The sequence below is a fragment of the Shinella yambaruensis genome, from assembly GCF_022899355.1.
Taxonomy (GTDB): domain Bacteria; phylum Pseudomonadota; class Alphaproteobacteria; order Rhizobiales; family Rhizobiaceae; genus Shinella; species Shinella yambaruensis.
On sequence record NZ_JALJCK010000004.1, the window covers coordinates 1 to 19,905 of the forward strand.

Genomic DNA, 19,905 nt, shown 5'->3' on the forward strand with positions numbered 1-19,905 from the left:
CCCGCTGCCGCGACCTTCTCCCCGCGGGGGAGAAGGGGAAAGACGCGTCGCCTCATTCCATATGCAATTCGCCTGCCGCTTGCGGGGAGAGGGTTAGGGTGAGGGGCACTTTTTGGTCCGCCGGAGCGCCCTTCGATCCCCTCGCGAGGCGTGCGGCTACTTCTTCCACGCCTGCCGCGGCAGGATCGGCTGGCTGGCGCCGGCGCGGTCCGCGGGCGCGATGCCGACGAACTGGCCGTTCTGCCACTGGCCGGTCCACCAGAGCGTGCGAAGCTGGTTGTCTTCCATCTTCGTCTCGCCGAGCACGGTCTGGAAGGTGCCGGCCGACAATTCCGCGGAAACGGCCTCGCGGTCGAGGCCCTTGCGCTTGATCGCCTCCTGCAGCATCTGCAGCGAGGCATAGGTGATGACGCTGCCCCAATAGTCGGGACCCTGGCCGGTCACCTCCTCGTGGCGCTTGCGATAGGCGGCGTTCGCCTCGTTCGCCGGGTCGATACCGCCGAGGCTCATGATGCCGGTGGCGTTGTCGCCATTGTTCTTGCCATAGACCGGAAAGCCCGTGCCGACGCCGAGATAGAGCAGCTTCGGATTGAAATCGGCGACCTGAGACTGCTGGGTCAGCGCGAAGGTATCCGGCGGATAGGAGAAGGCGACGAAGCTGTCGGCGCCGCTCGCCTTCGCCTCGTTGATCATCGGCGTGAAGTCCGACGTGCCGACCGGGTAGGTCTTGTCGTAGACGAGTTCGATGCCGGCGTCCGCGAAGGCCGGCCGCGCGGCGGTCACGAGGTCGATGCCGAAGCCGTCGGCGACCGAGACCATGGCGACCTTGTTGTTGAGCGTGCCGTCGGCGGCGGCCTTTTTGATGAGGCCGGCGAGCGCGCCCGCATAGTCGTGGCCGCCGCCGAGCATCCAGAAGCTCCTCTTCCAGCGCTTGACGAAATCCGGCGCCTTGTCGGTGACGGAGGAGACGGCGAGCTGCGGGTAGCCGTAGCGGTCGAAGAGTGGCGCGGCCGCAAGGTTGAAGCCCGTGCCCCAGGGCGCGAGGATGAAGTCCGCCTCGTCCTGCGTCGCCAGGCGCTCGACGGCGCGCACCAGTTCCTCGGAAGCGGACCGGTCGTCATATTCGATCACCTCGATCGGCAGCTTCGTGCCGTCGGGCAGTTCCAGCCCGCCGGCATCGTTCACGTCCTTCACCCAGAGCTGGTAGTTCGGCAGCGTCGTGATGCCGGCGCCGCCGGCATTGGGGCCGGTCTTGGAAATGGCATAGCCGATCTTCACCGAAGTGCGGTCCTGGGCAAGCGCGCCCGGTGCGATGCCCGTTGCCAAGAGGGCGGAGGCAGCCGCCATCATGCGCAGGACGTGCCTGCGTTGCAGAGATTTCATCGTCGATTCCTCCCAAAAGGCCTGCTCTTCGGCAGGCGTCGCGCCAAGGCGGGCAGCGGCCGCATTCTCCTCCGGGCCTGCTGTCGCTTCTTGACGGATGAAAGGTTAGCCGCAGGCGGGGCAGGGCGGAATAGACTTTTACAAGAGATACTTGTACTTTTCACGGCAAGGAGATCTCGCCATGCCCTTCCAGGACGCCCTCGCGCCGCAGCATCGCGCCGCGGCCACGACGCCGCCGCTGCCGACGGAGGCGCGGCTCTTCCGCGGGGCGCTGTCGCAATCCGGCTGGACCTTCCGCGGCGGGCGCAACCGCGTCTTCCTGCTCCTGTCCGGCAGCGGGCGGGTGTCGCTCGGCCCGGCGGATCTCGGACTTTCCGGCCCCTCCATCGTCTGGGCGCCGGCCGGCGAGCGTGGCACGGTGCTCTTCGATGCCGGCGCGGAGGGGGCGGCGCTGGCGATCCCGGAGCTGGCGCTCGGCCCCGCCATGCCGACGGGCGCGATCTTCGCCGACGTGCGCGATGCCATCGCCCGGCCGATCCTCGGCGCCAAGCTGGCGCTGGCGGATGCGAGAAAGATGCTCCAGACGGTGGAGACGATCGAGGCGGAACTGCGCGAGAACGCGGCGGGCATGCAGGAGGTGGTGCGCCATCATCTCGCCCTCCTGCTGATCGCCATCTGGCGCCGCGCCAATCCGGCGACGGAGAAGCCGAAGCCTTCGCCGCGCGCCACCGTGCGCAGCTTCCTGCATCTCGTGGAACTGCACATGCGCGAGCAATGGCCGCTCGCCCACTATGCCGCCGTGCTGGGCGTGACGCCGGACCGGCTGAACACGGCGGTGCGGCGCGCCACGGGGCGTTCGCCGATGGAGCTGATCCATGCGCGGCTGATGATGGAGGCGGAAATGTTGCTCGACGGGTCGAGCCTGCAGATCGCCGAGGTCGCCGAAGCGCTCGGCTTTCGCGATGCAGCCTATTTCAGCCGGTTCTTCAAGCGGCTGGCCGGCGTCTCGCCGCGCGCCCGGCGGGCGGGGCTCGCCAGCCGGCAGGTGCGCGCGGAAACCTCCTATGCCGCCTGGCCGTAGAGCAATTCCAGCAAAAGTGCGCAGCGGTTTTGCGTCCGGAATTGCGTAAAAACAAAGAGATAGAGCATTTTCGCGATTCAAGGAAAAGTGGAAACGCTCTAAGCTCAGAAAAGCGTTTCGTAGATCTCCGGCTTGAAGCCCGCCGTCAGGGCGCCGCCGCGGTCGAGGATCGGGCGCTTGATCATCGAGGGCTGCGCGAGCATCAGCGCGATCGCCTTCCTTGCATCGAGATCCTGCTTGTCGGCATCCGGCAGGGCGCGGAAGGTGGTGCCGGCGCGGTTCAGCACGGTCTCCCAGCCGAGCGCGTCGACGAAGCGCGTCAGGCTTGCCGCATCGATGCCTTCGGCCTTGTAGTCGTGGAAACGGTAGGCGACGCCCTTTGCGTCGAGCCAGGTCCGGGCCTTCTTCATCGTGTCGCAGTTCTTGATGCCGTAGATCGTGACGGTCACGCCTGTCTCCTTCGTTTGATGGTCGCCGCCTTCATAGAGCGATTCCGGCAAAAGTGCGCAGCGGTTTTGCGCCCAGGCGTCACGTCACGCCGAGATAGCGGCCCGGGCGGTGGTTGATGGCGAGCGTCATGTTGACGACGACGGCACCGAGCACGGAGAGCGCGAGGCGGTCGAGCGGGATGACGAAGACGGCGGCGGCAAGGATGGCAAGGTCCACGGCGAGCTGGAAATAGCCGGCCCGGATGCCGAAACGGTCCTGCAGGTAGATCGCCAGCACGTTGATGCCGCCGAGCCCCGTGCGGTGGCGGAAGAGGATGAGCAGGCCCGTGCCGGACAGCGCCCCGCCCATGACGGCCGCATAGAGCGGATCGAGATGGGAGAAGGAGACGAGCTCAGAGGTTAGCCGGGTAAAGATCGAGACGAGCGTGACGGCCGCGAAGGTGCGCAGGGTGAAGGCCCAGCCGAGCTTTCTGACCGCGAGGACGTAGAAGGGCAGGTTGATGGCGAAGAACAGCCACCAGAAGCCGATGCCGCTGGCATATTGCAGGAGCAGGGCAAGGCCCGCCGTGCTGCCGGCGAGCAGCACGGCCTTGGTGTAGATCACCACGCCGAGCGCCATGAACATCGTGCCGACGACGATGGCGATGGCATCCTCGCAGGCGGAATGGCGCTCGGGCCGGGCGGCTGTTTCGACAGACATCGTGTCCTCAGAGGCTCCGGAACTTCTCGATGACGGCATCGACCTCGGCCGATTTGAGGCCGGCGATGTTGATGCGGCCGGAGGTCGGCATGTAGATCGCGTGCTCGGCGCGCAGCTTCAGCACGTCCGCCTCCTCCAGCGGCAGCAGGGAGAACATGCCCTCCTGCTCGCGGATGGCCGTCAGCACCTGCCAGCGGCCGGAAAGGCCGGCGGCGAGGCGCTCGCGGATCGCGGTGATGCGCAGCCGCATGGTCTCGATCTCCGCCATCCAGTCCGCCTTCAGGGCCTCGTCGCCGAGGATCGTCGCGACGATGGCCGCGCCATGGTCCGGCGGCATGGAATAGCTGGTGCGGGCGAGGGCGGCGAGGTTGCTGCGCACGGACAGCGCCGTCTCGGCGCTGCCGCAGGCCGCATAGATCGCCCCGGTGCGCTCGCGGTAAAGGCCGAAGGACTTCGAGCAGGAGACGGCGACCAGCGCTTCCGGCACGGCGGCCAGCAGTGTGCGCAGCCCGGCGGCATCCTCGTTGAGGCCGCGGCCGTAGCCCTGATAGGCGATGTCGACGAGCGGCAGCAGGCCGCGCGCGGCGACGAGATCGGAGACGGCGCGCCACTGCTCTGCCGAAAGGCCGGCGCCCGTCGGGTTGTGGCAGCTGGCGTGCAGCAGCACGGCATCGCCCGGCGCGGCGCCGGAGAGCGCGTCCATCATCCGGTCGAAGAGCACGGTCTGCGAGGGGACGTCGAAGAAGGGATAGGTGACGACCTCCAGGCCCGCCGCCTTGAAGATGCTGGCATGGTTCGGCCAGCTCGGCAGGCCGAGCCAGATGCCCTTCGTGCCCATGCGCGCCATCAGGTCGGCGGCAAGGCGCAGCGCGCCGGAGCCGCCCGGCGTCTGCAGCGCGGCGGTGGCGCGGCCGCGGCCGGCGTCCCCCGTCGTCAGCGCCCAGAGGCGCTCCAGGAAGACCGGGTCGCCTTCCGGGCCGACATAGGCCTTGGTCGGCTGCGTCTCGACGAGACGCCGTTCCGCCGCCTTCACCGCGCGGAAGATCGGCGTCGCGCCCGTCTCGTCGCGATAGACGCCGACGCCGAGGTCCACCTTGCCGGCGCGCTCGTCCGCCCGGAAGAGGCCGATCAGGGCAAGCAACGGGTCGTCGGGCTGGCGGGCGAGGGCGTCGAACATGGCCGGGTTCCTTGTGCGGTGTGTCTCTCAAGCGGTTTAGGCCAAAGCCGTCGCAAAATCGACCATGATATTGCGGACAAGGCGCAAGAAGCTTTTGCCTTCTTGCTTGCCGCTGCTAGATTGATGCAGGTTTTTGCGTGGGGCGGGACATGGACAGGAAGCCGGGCGACGAGGTGGCGCTGGACCAGACGGATCGGCGCATCATCCGCCTGCTCGTCGAGGATGCCGGGCTCTCCAACAACCGGCTCGCCGAGAAGGTCGGCCTCTCGCCGGCGCCGCTGTCGCGCCGGCTGGCGCGGCTGGAGGCAGGCGGCGTCATCCGCCACACGGTGATCGTCGATCCGCGCGCCGCCGGCATCGGCTTCCAGGCCTTCCTGGAGGTGACGCTGGAGCGCACGGCCCCGCGCGTCGGCGAGCGCTTCATCGATCTCGTGCGGCGCATGCCGGAGGTGGTGGAGTGCCACACGGTCGCCGGCGATTTCGATTTCCTCCTGAAGATCGCCGTGAAGGACGTCGCCGATTATCGCCGGCTGCTGTGGAGCGAGTTCGAGCGGATCGGCGAGATCAAGACGCTGCGCTCGACCATCCTGCTCGACAGCCCGAAAATGCAGGTGAGCGTTCTTCCCTAGCCATTTTCGCGGAACCTTCTTGGCCGTGAAAGGTTGCCGACGCGGGCAAAGCGCCCATATGATGGAGGGGCCACAAGGAAGGACACGTGGACAGGAAGCCGAACGACAAGCTGATGCCGGCCGCATTGCTGACGGCCATCCGCAACCGCCGCGGCCATCGGCCGCCGGAGAACAATCGCCCCGGCGATACCGTGATCGCGTCCTACAACGTGCACAAATGCGTGGGCGTCGACCGGCGCTTCGATCCGGAGCGCACGGCGAACGTGATCGCCGAGATCGACGCCGACATCATCGCCATCCAGGAGGCGGACAAGCGCTTCGGAGAGCGCTCCGGCCTGCTCAACCTCGATATCCTCGAACGGGACTGCGGCCTCGTCCCGGTGCCGATCACCGCGCTCTCCTCCACCGGCCATGGCTGGCACGGCAACATGATCATGATCCGCAAGGGCGCCGTCGGCGGCGTGCGGCAATTGAAGCTGCCGGGCGTCGAGCCGCGCGGCGCGCTGGTCGTGACGCTCGACCTGCCGGTCGGCAAGCTGCGGCTGGTCGCGGCCCATTTCGGCCTTCTGAAGCGCTCGCGCGAGCAGCAGGCCATGGCGATCCTCGCCTCCGTCGCGGAAGAAGAGGAGATGCCGACCCTGCTTGTCGGCGATCTCAACGAATGGCGCGTCGGCCGCCGGTCCTCGCTCTCGCGCCTGCAGCCGACCTTCGATCCCGCCTCCGGCGCGGTGCCGAGCTTTCCCTCCCGCTTTCCGGTCCTCGCGCTCGACCGCGCGCTCGGCCATCCGCACGATCTCGTCACCTCCGTCGAGGTGCACGACACGCCGCTTGCCCGCGTCGCGTCCGATCACCTGCCGATCAAGGCGCATATCGACCTCAAGGTCGTCTGGGAGCGCTCGTTCGGGCCTACAGATAGGGTGAGCCGAGCCATGTGATGCGCTCGACGAGGCGCTGGGCGAAGGGACGTGCCCTGAGGTCCTCGAGCGTGACCTCCTCGGCCTCGGACAGTGCGGCGGCGATGCGCTGGTCGATGAGATCGGCGAAGTCGGCGTCGATCACCTCGATATCCACCTCGAAATTCAGCCGCAGCGAGCGCGGATCGATGTTCGACGAGCCGACATAGGACCAGGCGCCGTCGATGACCGCGAGCTTGGAATGGTTGAAGGCACCGGAGGCCCGCCAGATGCGGCAGCCGTGTTTCAGCATCTGGTCGAACTGCGCCGTCATGGCGAGATCGACGAGCTTTAGGTTGTTGGAGGAGGGAACGACGATGTCGATCTCCACGCCGCGCCGCGCCGCCGTGACGATCGCGCTGATCAGCTCGCGGTCCGGCAGGAAATAAGGCGACATGATGCGGATGTGCCGCTTGGCGACGGAGACCGCCCCCATCAGCATGCGGTGGTTGGTCTCAAGGCTCTTGTCCGGGCCCGACGGCACGACGCGGGCAAGCATGCCGCTTTCCGGCGCATCCGGCGGCGGGGCGATCTGCCAGGCCTCGCCCGCCAGCTCGTCGCCGCCGGAAAAGCGCCAGTCCTCGTAGGCGATGCGGAAGAGATCGCTGACCACGGGGCCGGTCAGGCGGAAATGCGTGTCGAGCGCCGCCGCCTCGCCGGAAAACTCGGCGCAGAAACCGGCGCGGATGTTCAGCCCGCCGGTGAAGGCGACGCTGCCGTCGACGACGAGGATCTTCCGGTGGGTGCGCAGGTTCGCATAGGGCAGGCGCAGGCCCATGACGATGTTGCCGTTGAAGACGTCCGCCGGCACGTTCGCCCGCTGCAGGTCGGAGACGATCGAGGGGATCGAGTAGCGCGCGCCGACCGCGTCGATCAGCACGCGCACCTGCACGCCGCGCGCCACGGCGTCCGACAGCGCCGCAACGAAGCGCTCGCCGGCGGCATCGCGGTCGAAGATGTAGGTTTCGAGCAGGACGGAGCGTTCCGCGGCCGCGATGGCGGCCAGCATGGCCGCATAGGCCTCGTCGCCGGTCGATAGCACGCTGATGCGGTTGCCGGAGGTCAGCTTGCAGCGGCCGACCGTATCGCCGAGGCGCTGCATGGCGGCGAGCGCCCCGCCATAGGCCACCTGCATATACGCATTCGAGACGTCGTATTCCGCCATGTGGTGCCAGCCGGCGGCGAGCAGCCCCTCGCGGCTGAGGTTCAGCGTCTTGCGGCGGATGCGGTTGACCCCGCCGATGGCATAGATGAGCGGCCCGACGACCGGCGACAGCATGATGACGCCGACCCAGCCGATCGCCGCGCGCACCTCTTCCTTGGTCATCGTGGCATGGATGGCGGCCGGCACGCCGAGGAGGATCGACAGGGCGACGAGGATATGCGGCCAGTAGGCGGAGAGCGTCTCAAACATGATGCGTGCGGATCATCCCAAGGCGGCCTCGTCTTTGTGCGTGCCGCTTTTGCAAGCCGCGCGAGGCGGCCCGTGCGTCACGCCGGTCTCGCACCTATATATTGCTTCGGGCAAGGCGATTGCGAGGGGCGAGGCCCGCCCCGCGCAGGTTTCTTTCGGCGTGGGGCGGCTCAGTCCTCCAGCGTGCCGGGCTTGCGGTTCCTGCCCGTCGCCTCGCGGCAGGCGATCTTCATCAGGTCGTCGCCGCGCCGGGCGTAACGGGCGGAGCTGCGGGTGGCGATCAGCCCGTCATGACCGGCCGTCACGGCAAGCGTGCCGTCCGGCGCACCGGGCCGGGTGATCAGCGTCGCGAGCAGATCGCCGGCCTTCACCGTCTCGCCGATGTCGCGGTGGAAGAGCACGGTGCCGGGCTCCGGCGCCCGCACCATCTCGATATTGTCGAGCGGCACGGCGGGGCCGGCATAGGCCCCTGCCGCATGGGCAGGATCGGCGACGACGCCGCGGCCGGCAAGGAAGCGCCAGAGGCCCGCCGCATCCCTCTTCGCCATGTCCGGATAGACGTCGCGCTTGCCGCGCAGTTCGACGGTCACCGAGAGGCGGCCGGGGACGGTGGAAAGCGTCTCGCCGCCCTTTCGCTTGAAGGCATGGCCGACGGCCTCCTCGAAGGCGGTGCTTTCGCCGTCGGAAAGGAACACGGCCTCCATGTCGAGGGCCGCCGCAAGATCGGCCGCCTCCGGCCAGAAGGCCGTGTCGATATAGGCATATTGCAGGGATTCGTCGTCGCAGTGCAGGTCCAGCACGAGATCGGCGCCGAGCGCGGTGTGCAGCAATGTGCGCTTCAGCCGGTCGACGGCGCTGCGGCGGTCGATATCCTCCAGCAGCGTGTCCCGCTCGCCGAGCGCCACGAGCGGAAAGTCGCGGTTGAAGTTGGTCCGCGTGCCGAGATCGAACCGGCCCTCCATCTCGCCGAAATGCGCTTGCGCGAGGCCGATCGGATTGGCCTGCGGGATGACGGTGATGTCGCCGCGGATCGCGCCGTCGTCCTCCGCCTTGCGCAGCCGTTCCAGGAGGAAATGCAGGAGCGCGGTGCCCGGCAGTTCGTTGGCATGCAGCGCGGCCTGGATATGGACGGAAGGCGCCGTGGCGTCGGTCCCCTTGAAGCGGAACACGGGGATGCGCCATTCGATGCCTGCCGTATCGCCGCCGATGATGATCTGCGAATGTTCCACGTCGTCTCCTCGCTGCTTCGCTTTTTTGGGGACGGTTATGCGAATTGGCGCCGCCCCGCGCAAGTCCCGGCAGGAAACGGGTTGAAAGCGGCCGGGCGAAGCCCGATCTTGTGACAAAACGGGAACAGGAGCGATCCCATGACCGGAAAGGCCCACTATCTGATCTTCGACACCGCCGGCGGCCCCTGCGGCATCGCCTGGACGACGGCGGGCGTCGTGCGCTTCCAGCTTCCGGGCGAGGATGCCGACACCACGCGCCGCCTGCTGCTGCGCCACCTGCCCGACGCGGAAGCCGCCGAGCCGCCGCCGGCCGTCGCCGCGGCGGTTGCCGCCGCGCGGCGCTACTTTGCCGGCGAGGAGGCGGATTTCACCGGCGTGCCGCTCGACCTTGCGGGCCAGAGCGATTTCTTCCGGGCGGTCTACGACGCCGCCCGCCGGGTGCACTGGGGCGAGACGACGACCTATGGCACGCTCGCCCGCGAACTCGGCGCCGGCCCGGAGGCCGCGCGCGAGGTCGGCCAGGCCATGGCGAAGAACCCGGTGGCGCTCATCATCCCCTGCCACCGTGTGCTCGCCGCCGGCGGCAAGGTCGGCGGCTTCTCCGCCCCGGGCGGCGCCTCGTCGAAACTGAAGATGCTGGCGCTCGAAGGCGTCTCCTTCGCCCCGCCGGCGCCGGCGCAGCAGTCCTTCGGGTTCTGAGCCGTCAGGCGCCGGTCAGCCCGGCCAGCTTTTCCGGGTTGCGCGTGATGTAGATCGCCGTGATGCGTCCGCCGGAAATGTCCAGCGCCGAGGTCTGCAGGTGGCCGTCGACCCGGCTGAGAAATCCCGGCAGTCCGTCGATCACGAGATGGTCGAGGAATTCCATGCGCCCGCCGAGCTTGCGCGAAAGCCCGAGATAGAGGCGCACCAGGCGATCCATCCCGTGGATCGCATTGGGAAAGGCCATCACCTTCCCGCCGCCGTCCGAGCGGAGCGTCACGTCTTCCGCCAGCATGGAGCCGAGCGCCGTCGCATCCCCCAGGCGGCAGGCCTCGAAGAAGGCCTCCACGATCGCCCGGCTGTCTTCCCGCGCGATCGCGTAGCGCGGCTGGTCGATCCGCACATGCGCGCGTGCCCGCGCGGCAAGCTGCCGGATCGCCGCGGGGCTGCGCTGCAGCGTCGCCGCCACCTCGTCCACCGGCTGGTTGAAGACATCGTGCAGGAGGAAGGTTGCGCGCTCCAGCGGCGAGAGGCGTTCCAGCGCCACCATCAGCGTCAGCGTGATGTTGTCGGCGCGCATCTCCTCGTCGGCCGGCTCGATCAGCGGCTCGGGCAGCCAGGTGCCGGGATAGGTCTCGCGGCGGAAGCGGGCGGATTTCATGGCGTCGAGGCAGAGGCGCGAGACGATGCGGGTCAGCCAGGCGGCCGGCGCGGCCACGCGGTCGCGGTCGCTCCGGTGCCAGCGCAGCCAGGCCTCCTGCACGATGTCCTCGGCCTCCGCATGCGTGCCGAGCATCCGGTAGGCGAGGCGCAGCAGCCGCGGCCGCTGCGCCTCGAAGGTTCTGGTGGAGGGATCAGGCGGCATCGCGCTGATCGACCGGATGCACGGCGCGAAAGCCGACCTGCACGCGGTTCCAGATGTTGATCGCGCCGATGGCGACCGTCAGCCATGCCTGCTCGTCGGGCGTGAAGGCGGCCTCGACCGCCGCCCAGTCCGCGTCGGGGGCGTGCGTCTCGGCCACCAGCGTCAGGGCCTCGGTCCAGGCAAGCGCGGCCCGTTCACGCGGCGAATAGAGCGGCGAATCGCGCCATCCGGCAAGAAGGTGGAGGCGCATCGGGTCCTCGCCGTCCTTCAGCGCCTCCCCGACATGCATGTGGATGCAGTAGGCGCAGCCATTGATCTGCGAGGCGCGCACCTTCACCAGATGCACGAGCAGCGCGTCGAGGGGGCTCGCCTTCAGCGCCGCCTCCAGGGAAAATATCGCCTTGAAGGCCGGCTCGGCGCGTTTGAAATAGTCGGTCATGCGGGGTGACATTCCAGTCTCCTTTTCGTTCACACACCGCTATGACGAGGTGGCGCCGCCGCCTGTGACATCGCCGCCCGGTTTTTTTGGAGGCGAAGACAGGTCCATGCTGGCTGCGGCCGGACGGGAAGTCAAACGGCAACAGCCCCGACGCGGGGCGCCGGGGCTGTGCTCAATCTCGTTCTGCAGGCCGCAGGTTCAGCGCCGCGGGCGGCGATCCCTCACTCCCACTCGATGGTCAATGGGCTTTATTTCTTATTGTGACTACTGGGGTTTTCCGTCCGCGCCCAGAGCTATACCAACCGCGATACCACCAAGGGAAAGGGCACTAGAATCCTGAATTCTATATAGTAATTCTCCCAGCCATGAGCGTGTTCGCATCATAAACGAGCGTCGGGAGAGTGTAGGCCAAAAGGGTCTGAGTCGCCGCATAGTCATATGGCAAAGTCCGCCTTGAAGTGGATTTTCAAAAATGATTGAGTCATAGAATCATATTGAAAATTCCGCACTAAGAGCGGACAATGAGATATGATCCGAGTCGAACGATCCGCCCTATCCTCCTACGCTTCCGGCCTGCTGGCCAGGGGCCGGGGAGTCTTTTCCGCGGACGAGGCGCAGAAGGAAATCGGCATCAGCCGGGGCGCATTCCTCGACGCCGCCGAGCGTTTGCAGCAGCGCGGCCAACTTCTCCGGCCCCGGCGCGGCTTCTATGTCATCGTGCCGCCCCAGCACGCCACGACGGGAGCGCCGCCGCCCGAATGGTATATCGACGCCCTCATGCGCCATGAGCAGCGGCCCTACTATGTGGGACTGCTGACGGCGGCGGCGGTTCACGGCGCTTCACATCAAGCCGTGATGGAGTTTCAGGTCGTGACGAACAAGCTCCTGCCCGACATCGAAGCCGGGCGGACGCGGATCGTATTTTCCTACCGCAAGGACATGGCGGCGGTGGCGGCGGGGATTGAGGATCGCAAAACGCCATCGGGCTATATGAACCTGTCCTCACCGGAGCTGACGGCGCTCGACCTAGTGCGCTATCCGCAGTCCGGCGCTGGGCTGGATAACATCGCGACGGTGCTTTCCGAACTGGCCGAGCGGCTGCAACCTGAAAAGCTCGCCTCCTTGTCAGGCGCTTTCGAGAAGGCGGTCGTGCAGCGCCTCGGGCATCTGCTCCGAAGGCTGGGACATCCGCAGATCGCGGAAGCAATGTTAGTGGCGCGGTCGGCGCGCGGGCCGCTGCCGTGGGTCGAACTCGACCCCAAACAGGGGGGCGATCCCGATTTGTCGCCGCCGCCATCCGAACGCGATGCATGCTGGCGCGTGATCGTTCGCCAGCCGCCCGAGATCGACGAATGATCCCGCAGGACTATATTACCGCCTGGAGCCGCGTCGCGCCGTGGGCAAGCCAGCGACAGGTCGAGCAAGACCTCATCATTAGCCGCGCGCTTGTTGCCATCTTCTCCGATCCGTTCCTGCGGGGTGAACTGCGCTTCCGGGGTGGCACCGCGCTCAACAAGCTGCATTTCCCCACACCGCTACGCTACTCGGAAGACATCGACCTCGTGCGGACGAGCGCCGGCCCGATTGGGCCGGTCCTCGACGGTGTTCGCGCCATGCTGGAGCCGTGGCTCGGGAAAGCGAAGTCCGATCCAAGCCCCGTCGCTCCGAAACTCCGCTTTCGTGTCGATGCTGAAAACGAACCCGCCGACATGCGTATCAATCTCAAGGTTGAAATCAACACGCGCGAGCGGGAAGCCTACGATCCGCCCATCGAGATTCCGTTCGGTGTCGAAAACCCGTGGTTCATCGGCCGGACCGCAATCCCGACTTTCTCACGGGAGGAAATGCTGGCGACAAAGCTGCGCGCCTTGCTTCAGCGTAACAAAGGCCGCGATCTGTTCGACCTCGATCACGCGCTCACCGTGTTCGAGGGACTGGATACCGCCCGGATCGTCAAATGTTTCCTGCTCTACCTTGAAAAGGCAGAGGTGACGATTTCTAGGGCTGAGGCGCAGCAGCGCATGTTTCAGAAACTCGCCAATCCGACCTTCTTCACCGACATGCGGCCGTTGCTTCAAACAGATCGCGCCAAGACACTCACCGACGAGACGCTTAAGGCCACCTTCGTCAGGGTGATGAAGGAACTGATCGACCGGATACCTGGCGACGAATGGGCGAAGGCCGGAGAAATGCGGGAGCGGTTTGGAGTCTAAGGATTCCCAGCGATGCTGTCGTGCTCAATGGCCCTCTGTTTGATGGGATAGTGCAGCAAGAGACGATAGCCGCCGCGCATCATCTTGATGCCGTGGGTGACGAGGCGGCGGGTCTTGTTCTTGCGTGTGTCGACTTCCCAATCCTCCTTCGTGCCGCTGAATCCGAGCAGCACTTCGGTGATGGTGCGGTAGCTTTCGCCGCGCAGGCGGGCGTCGAGCGCGCGCAGGGACAGAATATGCCTTTGCCGGAGCTGTATGGGTAGCGCCGGGAAATCCGGCCCCGGTCCACGTTACCTTGACGTTGTAATGATGCTTTCGGTCAGCCATCGTTCTTCCTTTTCGGTGTGGCCGTTCATCGGACAATTCATGTTGAAGATCGCAACGCGATCACCATCCCGGTGGTGACAAGAGCCACGCCGGCCAAACTGAAAAGGCTCGGGACTTCCGAAAGGAGGATGAACGCGGCGAAAACGGTAATGATCGGAACGGTCGCGGTGAAAAGCGAAACTTGGCTCGCTCCGAGCAGAGCGACGGCGCGCGTGTAAACGAAGATCGAAATGGCCCCGATCAGGATACCTTGAAAGATGCTTTGCAAGAGAAGTTCCCGCCATTGCGCTTCCAGCAGCATCTTGCCCGGCAGCAGCGCGTATGTGGGCAGGAAGATCAATGCCGAGATGACCGCGACCAGAGCGGCGGCGCGGACGGCCGATAGTCCTAGATGCCGGACATAAAGGCCGTAGCCGGACCAGCAAAGCGAGGCGAGCAGCAGGCAGGTATCGCCGATCAACAATGACATGGAGGCATTTGCGAAGCCGTCCCACGCCATAGCGGCGATGCCGGAAACGATAATTGCAAGACCGGCTATCCGTCCTCCACTTGGAACACTTCTGCCGAAGGTCCAAACGAGCAAGGCGGTGGTCAAAGACAAGGTGCCGTGCAGCAAAACAGCGCCGTGCGCGGCAGGAGCGAGTGCAAATCCGGCATAGGCGAGCAGGGCGAATCCTAGTCCACCCAAGACCGCCAATGCGACGGCCTCGTGAAGCCGCAAGCCGCTCAAGCCATGCTTCATCAGGATCGGGGAAAGCATCAGCCCGCCAATTCCAAAGCGCAACGCGGCGATGTCAGGCAGAGTTAGGACTGTCGAGAAACCCAAGCGCGACACGACCACGAAGCCGGAGAAGAGGACTACGACGCAACAGGCATAGGTGATGCCTTGCGCTCGCTCGATAGTCTGTTCGTGCGTTTTGATCTCTGTTGCCAAGTCGAGCCTCGGTCGAATCCTGAACCGATCCCAACCTAGCGGCGAACAGCGACATAATAAAAATTGATATTTTTGAGGAAACCAAATAGATTTTGACGATATGGGATCAGTTGACATAGTCCCAGGAGGGGGCAGGCAGCGCATTCTCGACGATGGCGAACTTGCCGCTGACGGTTAGCCATCCGTGGCAGCCGGAATGGTAGCGCCTTGCTCTTTCCTCATTTCGACTCCGAACCGTATTTTTTGCGCTGCGGTGCCGCGCGATGGCGGGCGGCGCTGCGATATTTGAGGTCTCCGCGCCGCCCGCCATCGGTCACGCCCGATGCTGCTGCGGTTGAGTTGTGTTATGCACGCCTGTTGGACGTTCCATCTCGAATCCCATCTTTCCGAGTTTCGTCCATGTATTGCGCGCGTGTTCACCGTCTTCGCTCTTGAGCTTTTCGGTCATCCAGAGCATCGCGCCGTAGATGATGGCACGATCATCGCCGGTCAGGTTCACGATGCCCGCCTTGACGACGAGCCCGCCGAGTTCGATCAGATGCCGTGTTCTCTTGCGGTGCTCGACCTGCCAGCTTTGCATATCATGCCGCGCCCGTTGCGCCTGATGCCGGCTGTGCGCCGCCCAATTGCGTTGGAACGCCGCCAGCGTCGCGGTCAGGCGCTGGTGCAGATCGCCGCGACCGCCCCTGAAAGAACGCAGCGCCGCGTTTCGCCCATGCCTCTCTCTTTCCGGCGTCCTTGGTTTCCGCCAGCGCGACCAGCGCGCCAGCCAGTTCCTCGGCGGTGAGGCTGTCCGCCACCGTGGCGATCATCAGTTCGCCGAGTTGCTGCACCTTGCGAGTTTTCAGTTCCCGCGCCTTATCCTCAAGCGCCTTCAATTCCATATCGAAGTTCCGTGGCTTGCGCATTGCATCCTCCATAAGCTGTTGATGGAGCGATGATAGTTGAGCGCGTGGCCGATTGCTTCTATGTTGTCGGGATGGTGCGGGACCGGCTGGTCCATCCCGAGATTTTTCGAGGGAGGGCGCGCTTATACGTCGTTCCGACGTGCGGCTTTCCGTGCTGATGATCGTCGCATGGCGATCTATCATCTTCACGTCAAGGTCATCGGCCGCAAGGCCGGGTCGAGCGCGGTGGCATCCGCCGCCTACCGTTCGGCCTCGCGTATGCGCGACGAGCGCATCGACCGCGTGCAGGACTTTTCCGCCAAGCGTGGTGTCGTCTATTCCGAGGTGCTGCTGCCGGATGGCGCCCCGGAGCAATGGTCCGGCCGCGAACGGCTCTGGAACGATGTCGAGGCGTTCGAGGTGCGGAAGGACGCCTAGCTTGCCCGCGAGGTGGAGTTTGCAATCCCGCGCGAGATGACGCGGGCGCAGGGCATCGAGCTTGCCCGCGACTTCGCGCAGTCGGAGTTTGTCGATCAGGGCATGATTGCCGATCTGAATGTGCATTGGGACATCGGCGAGGACGGGATGCCCAAACCCCATGCCCATGTCATGCTCACCATGCGCTCGGTGGACGAGAACGGTTTCGGCCCGAAAGTCCGGGACTGGAACCGCACCGAGATGGTGGAGCGTTGGCGCGAACGCTGGGCCGAGCATGTCAACGAGCGGTTGGCCGAACTCGACATCGACGCGCGCATCGACCATCGCAGCCTTGAGGCGGAGGGGATCGAACTTGAACTGCAGAGGCAGATCGGCGCGCCTGCGCAGCGCATCGAGGGCGAAGGGCTGGACATAGCCGACCGCGCGGACATGCACCGGGAGATCGCGCGCAATAACGGCGCGTGGATCATCGCCGATCCTTCCGTTGCGCTGGACGCGATCACGCATCAGCAATCGACCTTCACGCGGCGCGACATGGCGATGTTTGCGCACCGGCACAGCGATGGCATTGACCAGTTCAACGAGCTCATGGGGGCGATCCGCAATGCGCCCGATCTGGTCGAGCTTGGGCAGGACGGACGCGGCGAGGATCGGTTCACCACCCGCGACATGATCGAGGTCGAACAACGGCTCCACCGTGCGGCGGAATTGATGGCCGAGAAGGAGCGGCACGAGGTCAGCGAGAAAAACAGACTCGACGCCCTTGCGCGCGCCGAGCAGCGCGGTCTTGTCCTGTCCGGCGAGCAGGCCGAGGCACTGGCGCATGTCACGGACGGTCGTGATCTTGGCATCGTCGTCGGTTATGCTGGAACGGGAAAGAGCGCCATACTCGGCGTGGCGCGCGAGGCATGGGAGGCGGCGGGCTATAAGGTGCGCGGCGCTGCCCTGTCCGGCATCGCGGCGGAAAATCTCGAAAGCGATTCTGGCATCGCCTCGCGCACCATCGCCAGCATGGAACACGGCTGGGCGCAGGGCCGCGACATGCTCACCAGCCGCGATGTGCTTGTCATCGACGAGGCGGGCATGGTCGGCACGCGACAGATGGAACGTGTGCTGTCTCATGCCGCTGAGGCTGGCGCAAAGGTGGTGCTGGTCGGCGATCCGCAGCAGCTCCAATCCATCGAGGCGGACGCAGCCTTCCGCTCGATTCACGACCGCCAAGGCGGCGGCGAGATCGAAACCGTCCGCCGCCAGCGTGAGGACTGGCAGCGGGACGCCACCTGCGATCTGGCGACCGGTAGGGCGGGCCATGCCATCCACGCCTATGACGCGCACGACATGGTGCATGAGGCCACGACCCGCCAGCAGGCGCGTGACGAGTTAATCGACCGCTGGGACCGCGACCGGCAGGCATCACCGGACAGCAGCCGCATCATTCTCACCCACACCAATGCCGAGGTGCGCGAACTTAACGAGGCCGCCCGCGACAGGATGCGGGAGGCTGGCGATCTTGGCGAGGACGTGCGCGTGACAGTCGAGCGCAGCGAACACCACTTCGCCGCCGGGGATCGCGTCATGTTCTTGCAAAACGAGCGTGGGCTTGGCGTAAAGAACGGCACGCTCGGCATGGTTGAGGAAGTCAGCCCGCAATCCATGACGGTTCGCGCCGATGACGGGCGAAGCATCAGCTTTGACTTGAAAGACTACGACCGCATAGACCACGGCTATGCCGCGACGATCCACAAGGCGCAAGGCATGACCGTGGACCGGACGCATTGCTGGCGACACCCGGAATGGACGCCCACGGCAGCTATGTCGCCATGTCCCGCCGCCGTGATGGCATGGACCTGCATTATTGCCGCGACGACTTTGCCAGTTAGGACAAGCTCATCAACACCCTGTCGCGTGACCGGGCCAAGGACATGGCGACCGACTATGAACGGCGCGACCCGACACAGGATTATGCCGAGCGGCGCGGCATCACCTTCCGCGCCCGCGTCGTCCAGATCATGCGTAAGCTGGTGCCGGAACGGGTGCGCGATGCCGTTAATGGGATGCTCGACGGCTTGCGTTCTCTCGGTGACGGAGTGCCTGGCCCCAACGTCGCACAGCAGCCGGAAAGGGGAACAGCCGGAAAGGCCGAGGCGGAGAGGCATACCGGGGAAGACCCTCAGGAAGTCTTGCGCAGCGCCCGCACGCGGGCGCTGGTTCGCCATGCCCGCGCGGTGGATACGATCTTCGCAGCGCAGGAACAGGGCGGCAAGGCCAGCCCAGAGCAGGTTCAGGAACTGCACGAGGCCCGCGCCGCCTTCGAGGACGTGCGGCCGTATGGCTCACACGATGCCGAAGCCGCCTACAAGAAAAACCCCGAGCTTGCGACGGAGGCGGCATCGGGCGGGGTCAATCGCGCCATCCGCGCCCTGCAACTGGAAACCGAAATCCTCACCGATCCGCAGCGCCGCGCGGATCGCTTCGTGGAACGCTGGCATGAACTCAAACACACCGGCCACCGCCAGTATGAGGCGGGCAACATCTCCGGTTACAAAGCCACCAAATCCGTCATGGGCGACATGGCAAAGAGCCTCGAACGCGACCCGCAACTGGATCCCTGCTCGCCAATCGCAAGCGCGAACTCGGCATCGGTATCGAATCAGGCCGCAGCCTTGGCCGGGAACTCGCCTTCACCCACGGCATCGACCTCAGCAGGGGGCCGGAGTCTCGGACTGTAGAACTGGCCTGCTTTGGTTATATCTATCGCGGTGCAGCAGGTGCCATAGTGGTGTCGCTAACAGGATTCCTCCAAGAGTCTTTAGCCGCTCGCCGTCCCAGATGCAGCGCCAACGACGCAGCAGTTGCGATCCTGCACGACCACCTTTCCCCAACACCTCGTCAGCTCTTACGGGGGGCATGCCAAGCTAATCGTCCATATAGTACTTTACATTGTCCAATTTGGACACAATGTTGTCCTTATTGAACTCGCAATCGTCCAGGAGGGCAGGGAATGGTGAAAAAATACGCGTTTTGGAACAATAAGGGAGGCACAGGCAAGACGAGTTTGGCGTTCCAGTCCATCAACCTTTATGCAGAGACACATCCTGACGAACGGATTCTCGCGGTTGATGTCTGCCCGCAGGCGAATCTTTCGGAATTGATGCTTGGCGGCCTCAACTACAAGGGAAGCGAAAAGCTTCTCGCTCAGCAGGGTCTAGTGCCCCGGTGCAGCATCGGCGGCTACTTTCAGTTGCGGCTGCCCTCACCGTACACTGTTCCGCCTTTCACGCCTGCGGACTTCATCACCAATCCCCACCAATTCAACGCAGCGATCCCTGAAAATATCGACCTCGTATGTGGTGATCCCCTGCTCGAGTTGCAGTCAAATGCGGTAAACACGCTGGCAAACAACCAAATTCCCGGCTCGAACCCGTGGATCGCGGTGATCGACTGGCTCCGTGATTTCATCGGCCCCATCGAACACGAATACAATGTGATATTCTTCGATTGTAATCCGAGCTTCTCGCTTTATACCCAGATTGCGCTGGCAGCGTCGGAACGCTTGGTCCTGCCGGTCATGGCGGACGATTCTTCTCGGCGCGCCATTCAAAACGCCTTCTCCCTTGTCTATGGCCTGAAGCTTCCATCGGACATCTACTTGGCCTTTGCATTCGCCACCAAATTGCGTGAGGCAGGACGCGAACTCCCAAAAGTGCATCTTATCATTAAGAACCGGCTGACGCAGTATATGGGAGCCGCGTCCGCCTACGCCGCCGTGCTAACGGCGATTGAGCGCGACGTTACGGCCCTTCTCAAAACCAATCCTGAGATATTCACCTTCACCAACGTCAAGGACGGTTTTACTGAAATGCGTGATTTCGGAACGACCGGCGTTGTGGCCTTTGCTAAAGGTCAACCGATGTCGCAGGTTCAAGTTGGTAAGCAGACGGTGAATGGTCACCGCGTTCAGGTGAAGAAGGACTACCTCGACAACGCGAAGACGGCACTAGCCGATACCGTAGCACGTCTTTGAGTTGACTACGAAAGCGCTTCCGAGGTCCTGCCCGGGAGCGCTTGAAAGTTACAGGATAAGGAGG

The 19,905-nt window shown here is 64.9% G+C and carries 18 protein-coding genes and 2 pseudogenes; 8 read left to right on the forward strand and 12 right to left on the reverse strand.

What is annotated here, in order from left to right:
- Positions 1–156: 156 nt before the first annotated feature.
- The gene (locus MUU56_RS09955; protein WP_244767170.1) at positions 157–1,383 is read right to left on the reverse strand and encodes an amino acid ABC transporter substrate-binding protein; all 1,227 of its coding nucleotides are present in this window, start codon (positions 1,381–1,383) and stop codon (positions 157–159) included.
- 181 nt (positions 1,384–1,564) lie between these two features.
- Between MUU56_RS09955 and MUU56_RS09960 the strand changes: the two genes are divergently transcribed.
- Positions 1,565–2,464 (forward strand): helix-turn-helix domain-containing protein, encoded by a 900-nt coding sequence (locus MUU56_RS09960; protein ID WP_133033829.1) that lies wholly within the window; start codon positions 1,565–1,567, stop codon positions 2,462–2,464.
- A gap of 104 nt (positions 2,465–2,568) precedes the next feature.
- On the opposite strand, the gene MUU56_RS09965 is transcribed toward MUU56_RS09960, so the two are convergent.
- The 3 genes from MUU56_RS09965 to MUU56_RS09975 all read right to left on the reverse strand — a co-directional run bounded on the left by MUU56_RS09965 (position 2,569) and on the right by MUU56_RS09975 (position 4,790).
- Positions 2,569–2,913 carry an ArsC family reductase gene (locus MUU56_RS09965; protein ID WP_244767171.1) on the reverse strand — a complete coding sequence of 115 codons (345 nt, stop codon included), beginning with the start codon at positions 2,911–2,913 and terminating at the stop codon, positions 2,569–2,571.
- 79 nt (positions 2,914–2,992) lie between these two features.
- Positions 2,993–3,613, reverse strand: coding sequence for a YitT family protein (locus tag MUU56_RS09970; RefSeq protein ID WP_244767172.1), 621 nt, complete (start codon positions 3,611–3,613; stop codon positions 2,993–2,995).
- A 7-nt stretch (positions 3,614–3,620) separates the two neighbouring features.
- On the reverse strand, positions 3,621–4,790 hold the full coding sequence (locus tag MUU56_RS09975; protein ID WP_244767173.1) for an amino acid aminotransferase: 1,170 nt from the start codon (positions 4,788–4,790) through the stop codon (positions 3,621–3,623).
- A 149-nt stretch (positions 4,791–4,939) separates the two neighbouring features.
- Between MUU56_RS09975 and MUU56_RS09980 the strand changes: the two genes are divergently transcribed.
- Together MUU56_RS09980 and MUU56_RS09985 are read left to right on the forward strand one after the other, a co-directional pair.
- On the forward strand, positions 4,940–5,419 hold the full coding sequence (locus tag MUU56_RS09980; RefSeq protein ID WP_064332264.1) for an Lrp/AsnC family transcriptional regulator: 480 nt from the start codon (positions 4,940–4,942) through the stop codon (positions 5,417–5,419).
- Positions 5,420–5,532: 113 nt separating this feature from the next.
- Positions 5,533–6,354 carry an endonuclease/exonuclease/phosphatase family protein gene (locus tag MUU56_RS09985; RefSeq protein ID WP_244767612.1) on the forward strand — a complete coding sequence of 274 codons (822 nt, stop codon included), beginning with the start codon at positions 5,533–5,535 and terminating at the stop codon, positions 6,352–6,354.
- Here the strand turns inward: MUU56_RS09985 and MUU56_RS09990 are convergent.
- Both MUU56_RS09990 and MUU56_RS09995 read right to left on the reverse strand, forming a co-directional pair.
- On the reverse strand, positions 6,326–7,786 hold the full coding sequence (locus tag MUU56_RS09990; protein ID WP_244767174.1) for a phospholipase D-like domain-containing protein: 1,461 nt from the start codon (positions 7,784–7,786) through the stop codon (positions 6,326–6,328). The two genes, MUU56_RS09985 and MUU56_RS09990, sit on opposite strands and share 29 nt — an antisense overlap.
- 170 nt (positions 7,787–7,956) lie before the next feature.
- Positions 7,957–9,015 (reverse strand): M14 family metallopeptidase, encoded by a 1,059-nt coding sequence (locus MUU56_RS09995; protein WP_244767175.1) that lies wholly within the window; start codon positions 9,013–9,015, stop codon positions 7,957–7,959.
- 138 nt (positions 9,016–9,153) lie between these two features.
- Between MUU56_RS09995 and MUU56_RS10000 the strand changes: the two genes are divergently transcribed.
- Positions 9,154–9,714, forward strand: coding sequence for a methylated-DNA--[protein]-cysteine S-methyltransferase (locus MUU56_RS10000; protein ID WP_244767176.1), 561 nt, complete (start codon positions 9,154–9,156; stop codon positions 9,712–9,714).
- A gap of 4 nt (positions 9,715–9,718) precedes the next feature.
- On the opposite strand, the gene MUU56_RS10005 is transcribed toward MUU56_RS10000, so the two are convergent.
- Both MUU56_RS10005 and MUU56_RS10010 read right to left on the reverse strand, forming a co-directional pair.
- Complete coding sequence (locus MUU56_RS10005; protein WP_244767177.1) at positions 9,719–10,579, reverse strand: sigma-70 family RNA polymerase sigma factor; 861 nt, start codon at positions 10,577–10,579, stop codon at positions 9,719–9,721.
- Complete coding sequence (locus MUU56_RS10010; protein ID WP_244767178.1) at positions 10,569–11,030, reverse strand: carboxymuconolactone decarboxylase family protein; 462 nt, start codon at positions 11,028–11,030, stop codon at positions 10,569–10,571. The genes MUU56_RS10005 and MUU56_RS10010 overlap by 11 nt, the downstream gene beginning before the upstream one ends.
- A 516-nt stretch (positions 11,031–11,546) precedes the next feature.
- Between MUU56_RS10010 and MUU56_RS10015 the strand changes: the two genes are divergently transcribed.
- Both MUU56_RS10015 and MUU56_RS10020 read left to right on the forward strand, forming a co-directional pair.
- The gene (locus tag MUU56_RS10015) at positions 11,547–12,374 is read left to right on the forward strand and encodes a type IV toxin-antitoxin system AbiEi family antitoxin domain-containing protein (protein WP_244767179.1); all 828 of its coding nucleotides are present in this window, start codon (positions 11,547–11,549) and stop codon (positions 12,372–12,374) included.
- Positions 12,371–13,231, forward strand: a complete 861-nt coding sequence (locus MUU56_RS10020; protein WP_244767180.1) for a nucleotidyl transferase AbiEii/AbiGii toxin family protein — start codon at positions 12,371–12,373, stop codon at positions 13,229–13,231. Before MUU56_RS10015 ends, MUU56_RS10020 begins: the two co-directional genes overlap by 4 nt.
- On the opposite strand, the pseudogene MUU56_RS10025 reads toward MUU56_RS10020, so the two are convergent.
- From MUU56_RS10025 to MUU56_RS10040, 4 genes and pseudogenes are all read right to left on the reverse strand, one after another.
- A pseudogene (locus tag MUU56_RS10025) lies at positions 13,228–13,521 on the reverse strand (DUF2285 domain-containing protein); the annotation flags it as partial. The gene MUU56_RS10020 and the pseudogene MUU56_RS10025 sit on opposite strands and share 4 nt — an antisense overlap.
- Before the next feature lie 74 nt (positions 13,522–13,595).
- Positions 13,596–14,492 carry a DMT family transporter gene (locus MUU56_RS10030; RefSeq protein WP_244767181.1) on the reverse strand — a complete coding sequence of 299 codons (897 nt, stop codon included), beginning with the start codon at positions 14,490–14,492 and terminating at the stop codon, positions 13,596–13,598.
- Positions 14,493–14,805: 313 nt separating this feature from the next.
- Positions 14,806–15,072 carry a conjugal transfer protein TraD gene (locus tag MUU56_RS10035; RefSeq protein WP_244767182.1) on the reverse strand — a complete coding sequence of 89 codons (267 nt, stop codon included), beginning with the start codon at positions 15,070–15,072 and terminating at the stop codon, positions 14,806–14,808.
- A gap of 1 nt (position 15,073) precedes the next feature.
- Entirely contained in the window at positions 15,074–15,400 is a 327-nt protein-coding gene (locus MUU56_RS10040; RefSeq protein ID WP_244767183.1) for a conjugal transfer protein TraD, read from the reverse strand.
- A gap of 168 nt (positions 15,401–15,568) precedes the next feature.
- Here MUU56_RS10040 and traA point away from each other — a divergent pair.
- A pseudogene (gene traA, locus MUU56_RS10045) lies at positions 15,569–18,527 on the forward strand (Ti-type conjugative transfer relaxase TraA); the annotation flags it as partial.
- Between the two features lie 291 nt (positions 18,528–18,818).
- Positions 18,819–19,841, forward strand: a complete 1,023-nt coding sequence (locus tag MUU56_RS10050) for a ParA family protein (RefSeq protein WP_244767184.1) — start codon at positions 18,819–18,821, stop codon at positions 19,839–19,841.
- Positions 19,842–19,905: the final 64 nt, after the last annotated feature.

Excerpts from the sequence above, each read along its gene's own strand:
- MUU56_RS09955 (WP_244767170.1), bottom strand. The coding sequence starts at position 1,383 with ATGAAATCTCTGCAACGCAGGCACGTCCTGCGCATGATGGCGGCTGCC.
- MUU56_RS09960 (WP_133033829.1), top strand. The coding sequence starts at position 1,565 with ATGCCCTTCCAGGACGCCCTCGCGCCGCAGCATCGCGCCGCGGCCACG.
- MUU56_RS09970 (WP_244767172.1), bottom strand. The coding sequence starts at position 3,613 with ATGTCTGTCGAAACAGCCGCCCGGCCCGAGCGCCATTCCGCCTGCGAG.
- MUU56_RS09975 (WP_244767173.1), bottom strand. The coding sequence starts at position 4,790 with ATGTTCGACGCCCTCGCCCGCCAGCCCGACGACCCGTTGCTTGCCCTG.
- MUU56_RS09980 (WP_064332264.1), top strand. The coding sequence starts at position 4,940 with ATGGACAGGAAGCCGGGCGACGAGGTGGCGCTGGACCAGACGGATCGG.
- MUU56_RS09985 (WP_244767612.1), top strand. The coding sequence starts at position 5,533 with ATGCCGGCCGCATTGCTGACGGCCATCCGCAACCGCCGCGGCCATCGG.
- MUU56_RS09990 (WP_244767174.1), bottom strand. The coding sequence starts at position 7,786 with ATGTTTGAGACGCTCTCCGCCTACTGGCCGCATATCCTCGTCGCCCTG.
- MUU56_RS10000 (WP_244767176.1), top strand. The coding sequence starts at position 9,154 with ATGACCGGAAAGGCCCACTATCTGATCTTCGACACCGCCGGCGGCCCC.
- MUU56_RS10005 (WP_244767177.1), bottom strand. The coding sequence starts at position 10,579 with ATGCCGCCTGATCCCTCCACCAGAACCTTCGAGGCGCAGCGGCCGCGG.
- MUU56_RS10010 (WP_244767178.1), bottom strand. The coding sequence starts at position 11,030 with ATGTCACCCCGCATGACCGACTATTTCAAACGCGCCGAGCCGGCCTTC.
- MUU56_RS10015 (WP_244767179.1), top strand. The coding sequence starts at position 11,547 with ATGATCCGAGTCGAACGATCCGCCCTATCCTCCTACGCTTCCGGCCTG.
- MUU56_RS10020 (WP_244767180.1), top strand. The coding sequence starts at position 12,371 with ATGATCCCGCAGGACTATATTACCGCCTGGAGCCGCGTCGCGCCGTGG.
- MUU56_RS10035 (WP_244767182.1), bottom strand. The coding sequence starts at position 15,072 with ATGCAAAGCTGGCAGGTCGAGCACCGCAAGAGAACACGGCATCTGATC.
- MUU56_RS10040 (WP_244767183.1), bottom strand. The coding sequence starts at position 15,400 with ATGCGCAAGCCACGGAACTTCGATATGGAATTGAAGGCGCTTGAGGAT.
- MUU56_RS10050 (WP_244767184.1), top strand. The coding sequence starts at position 18,819 with ATGGTGAAAAAATACGCGTTTTGGAACAATAAGGGAGGCACAGGCAAG.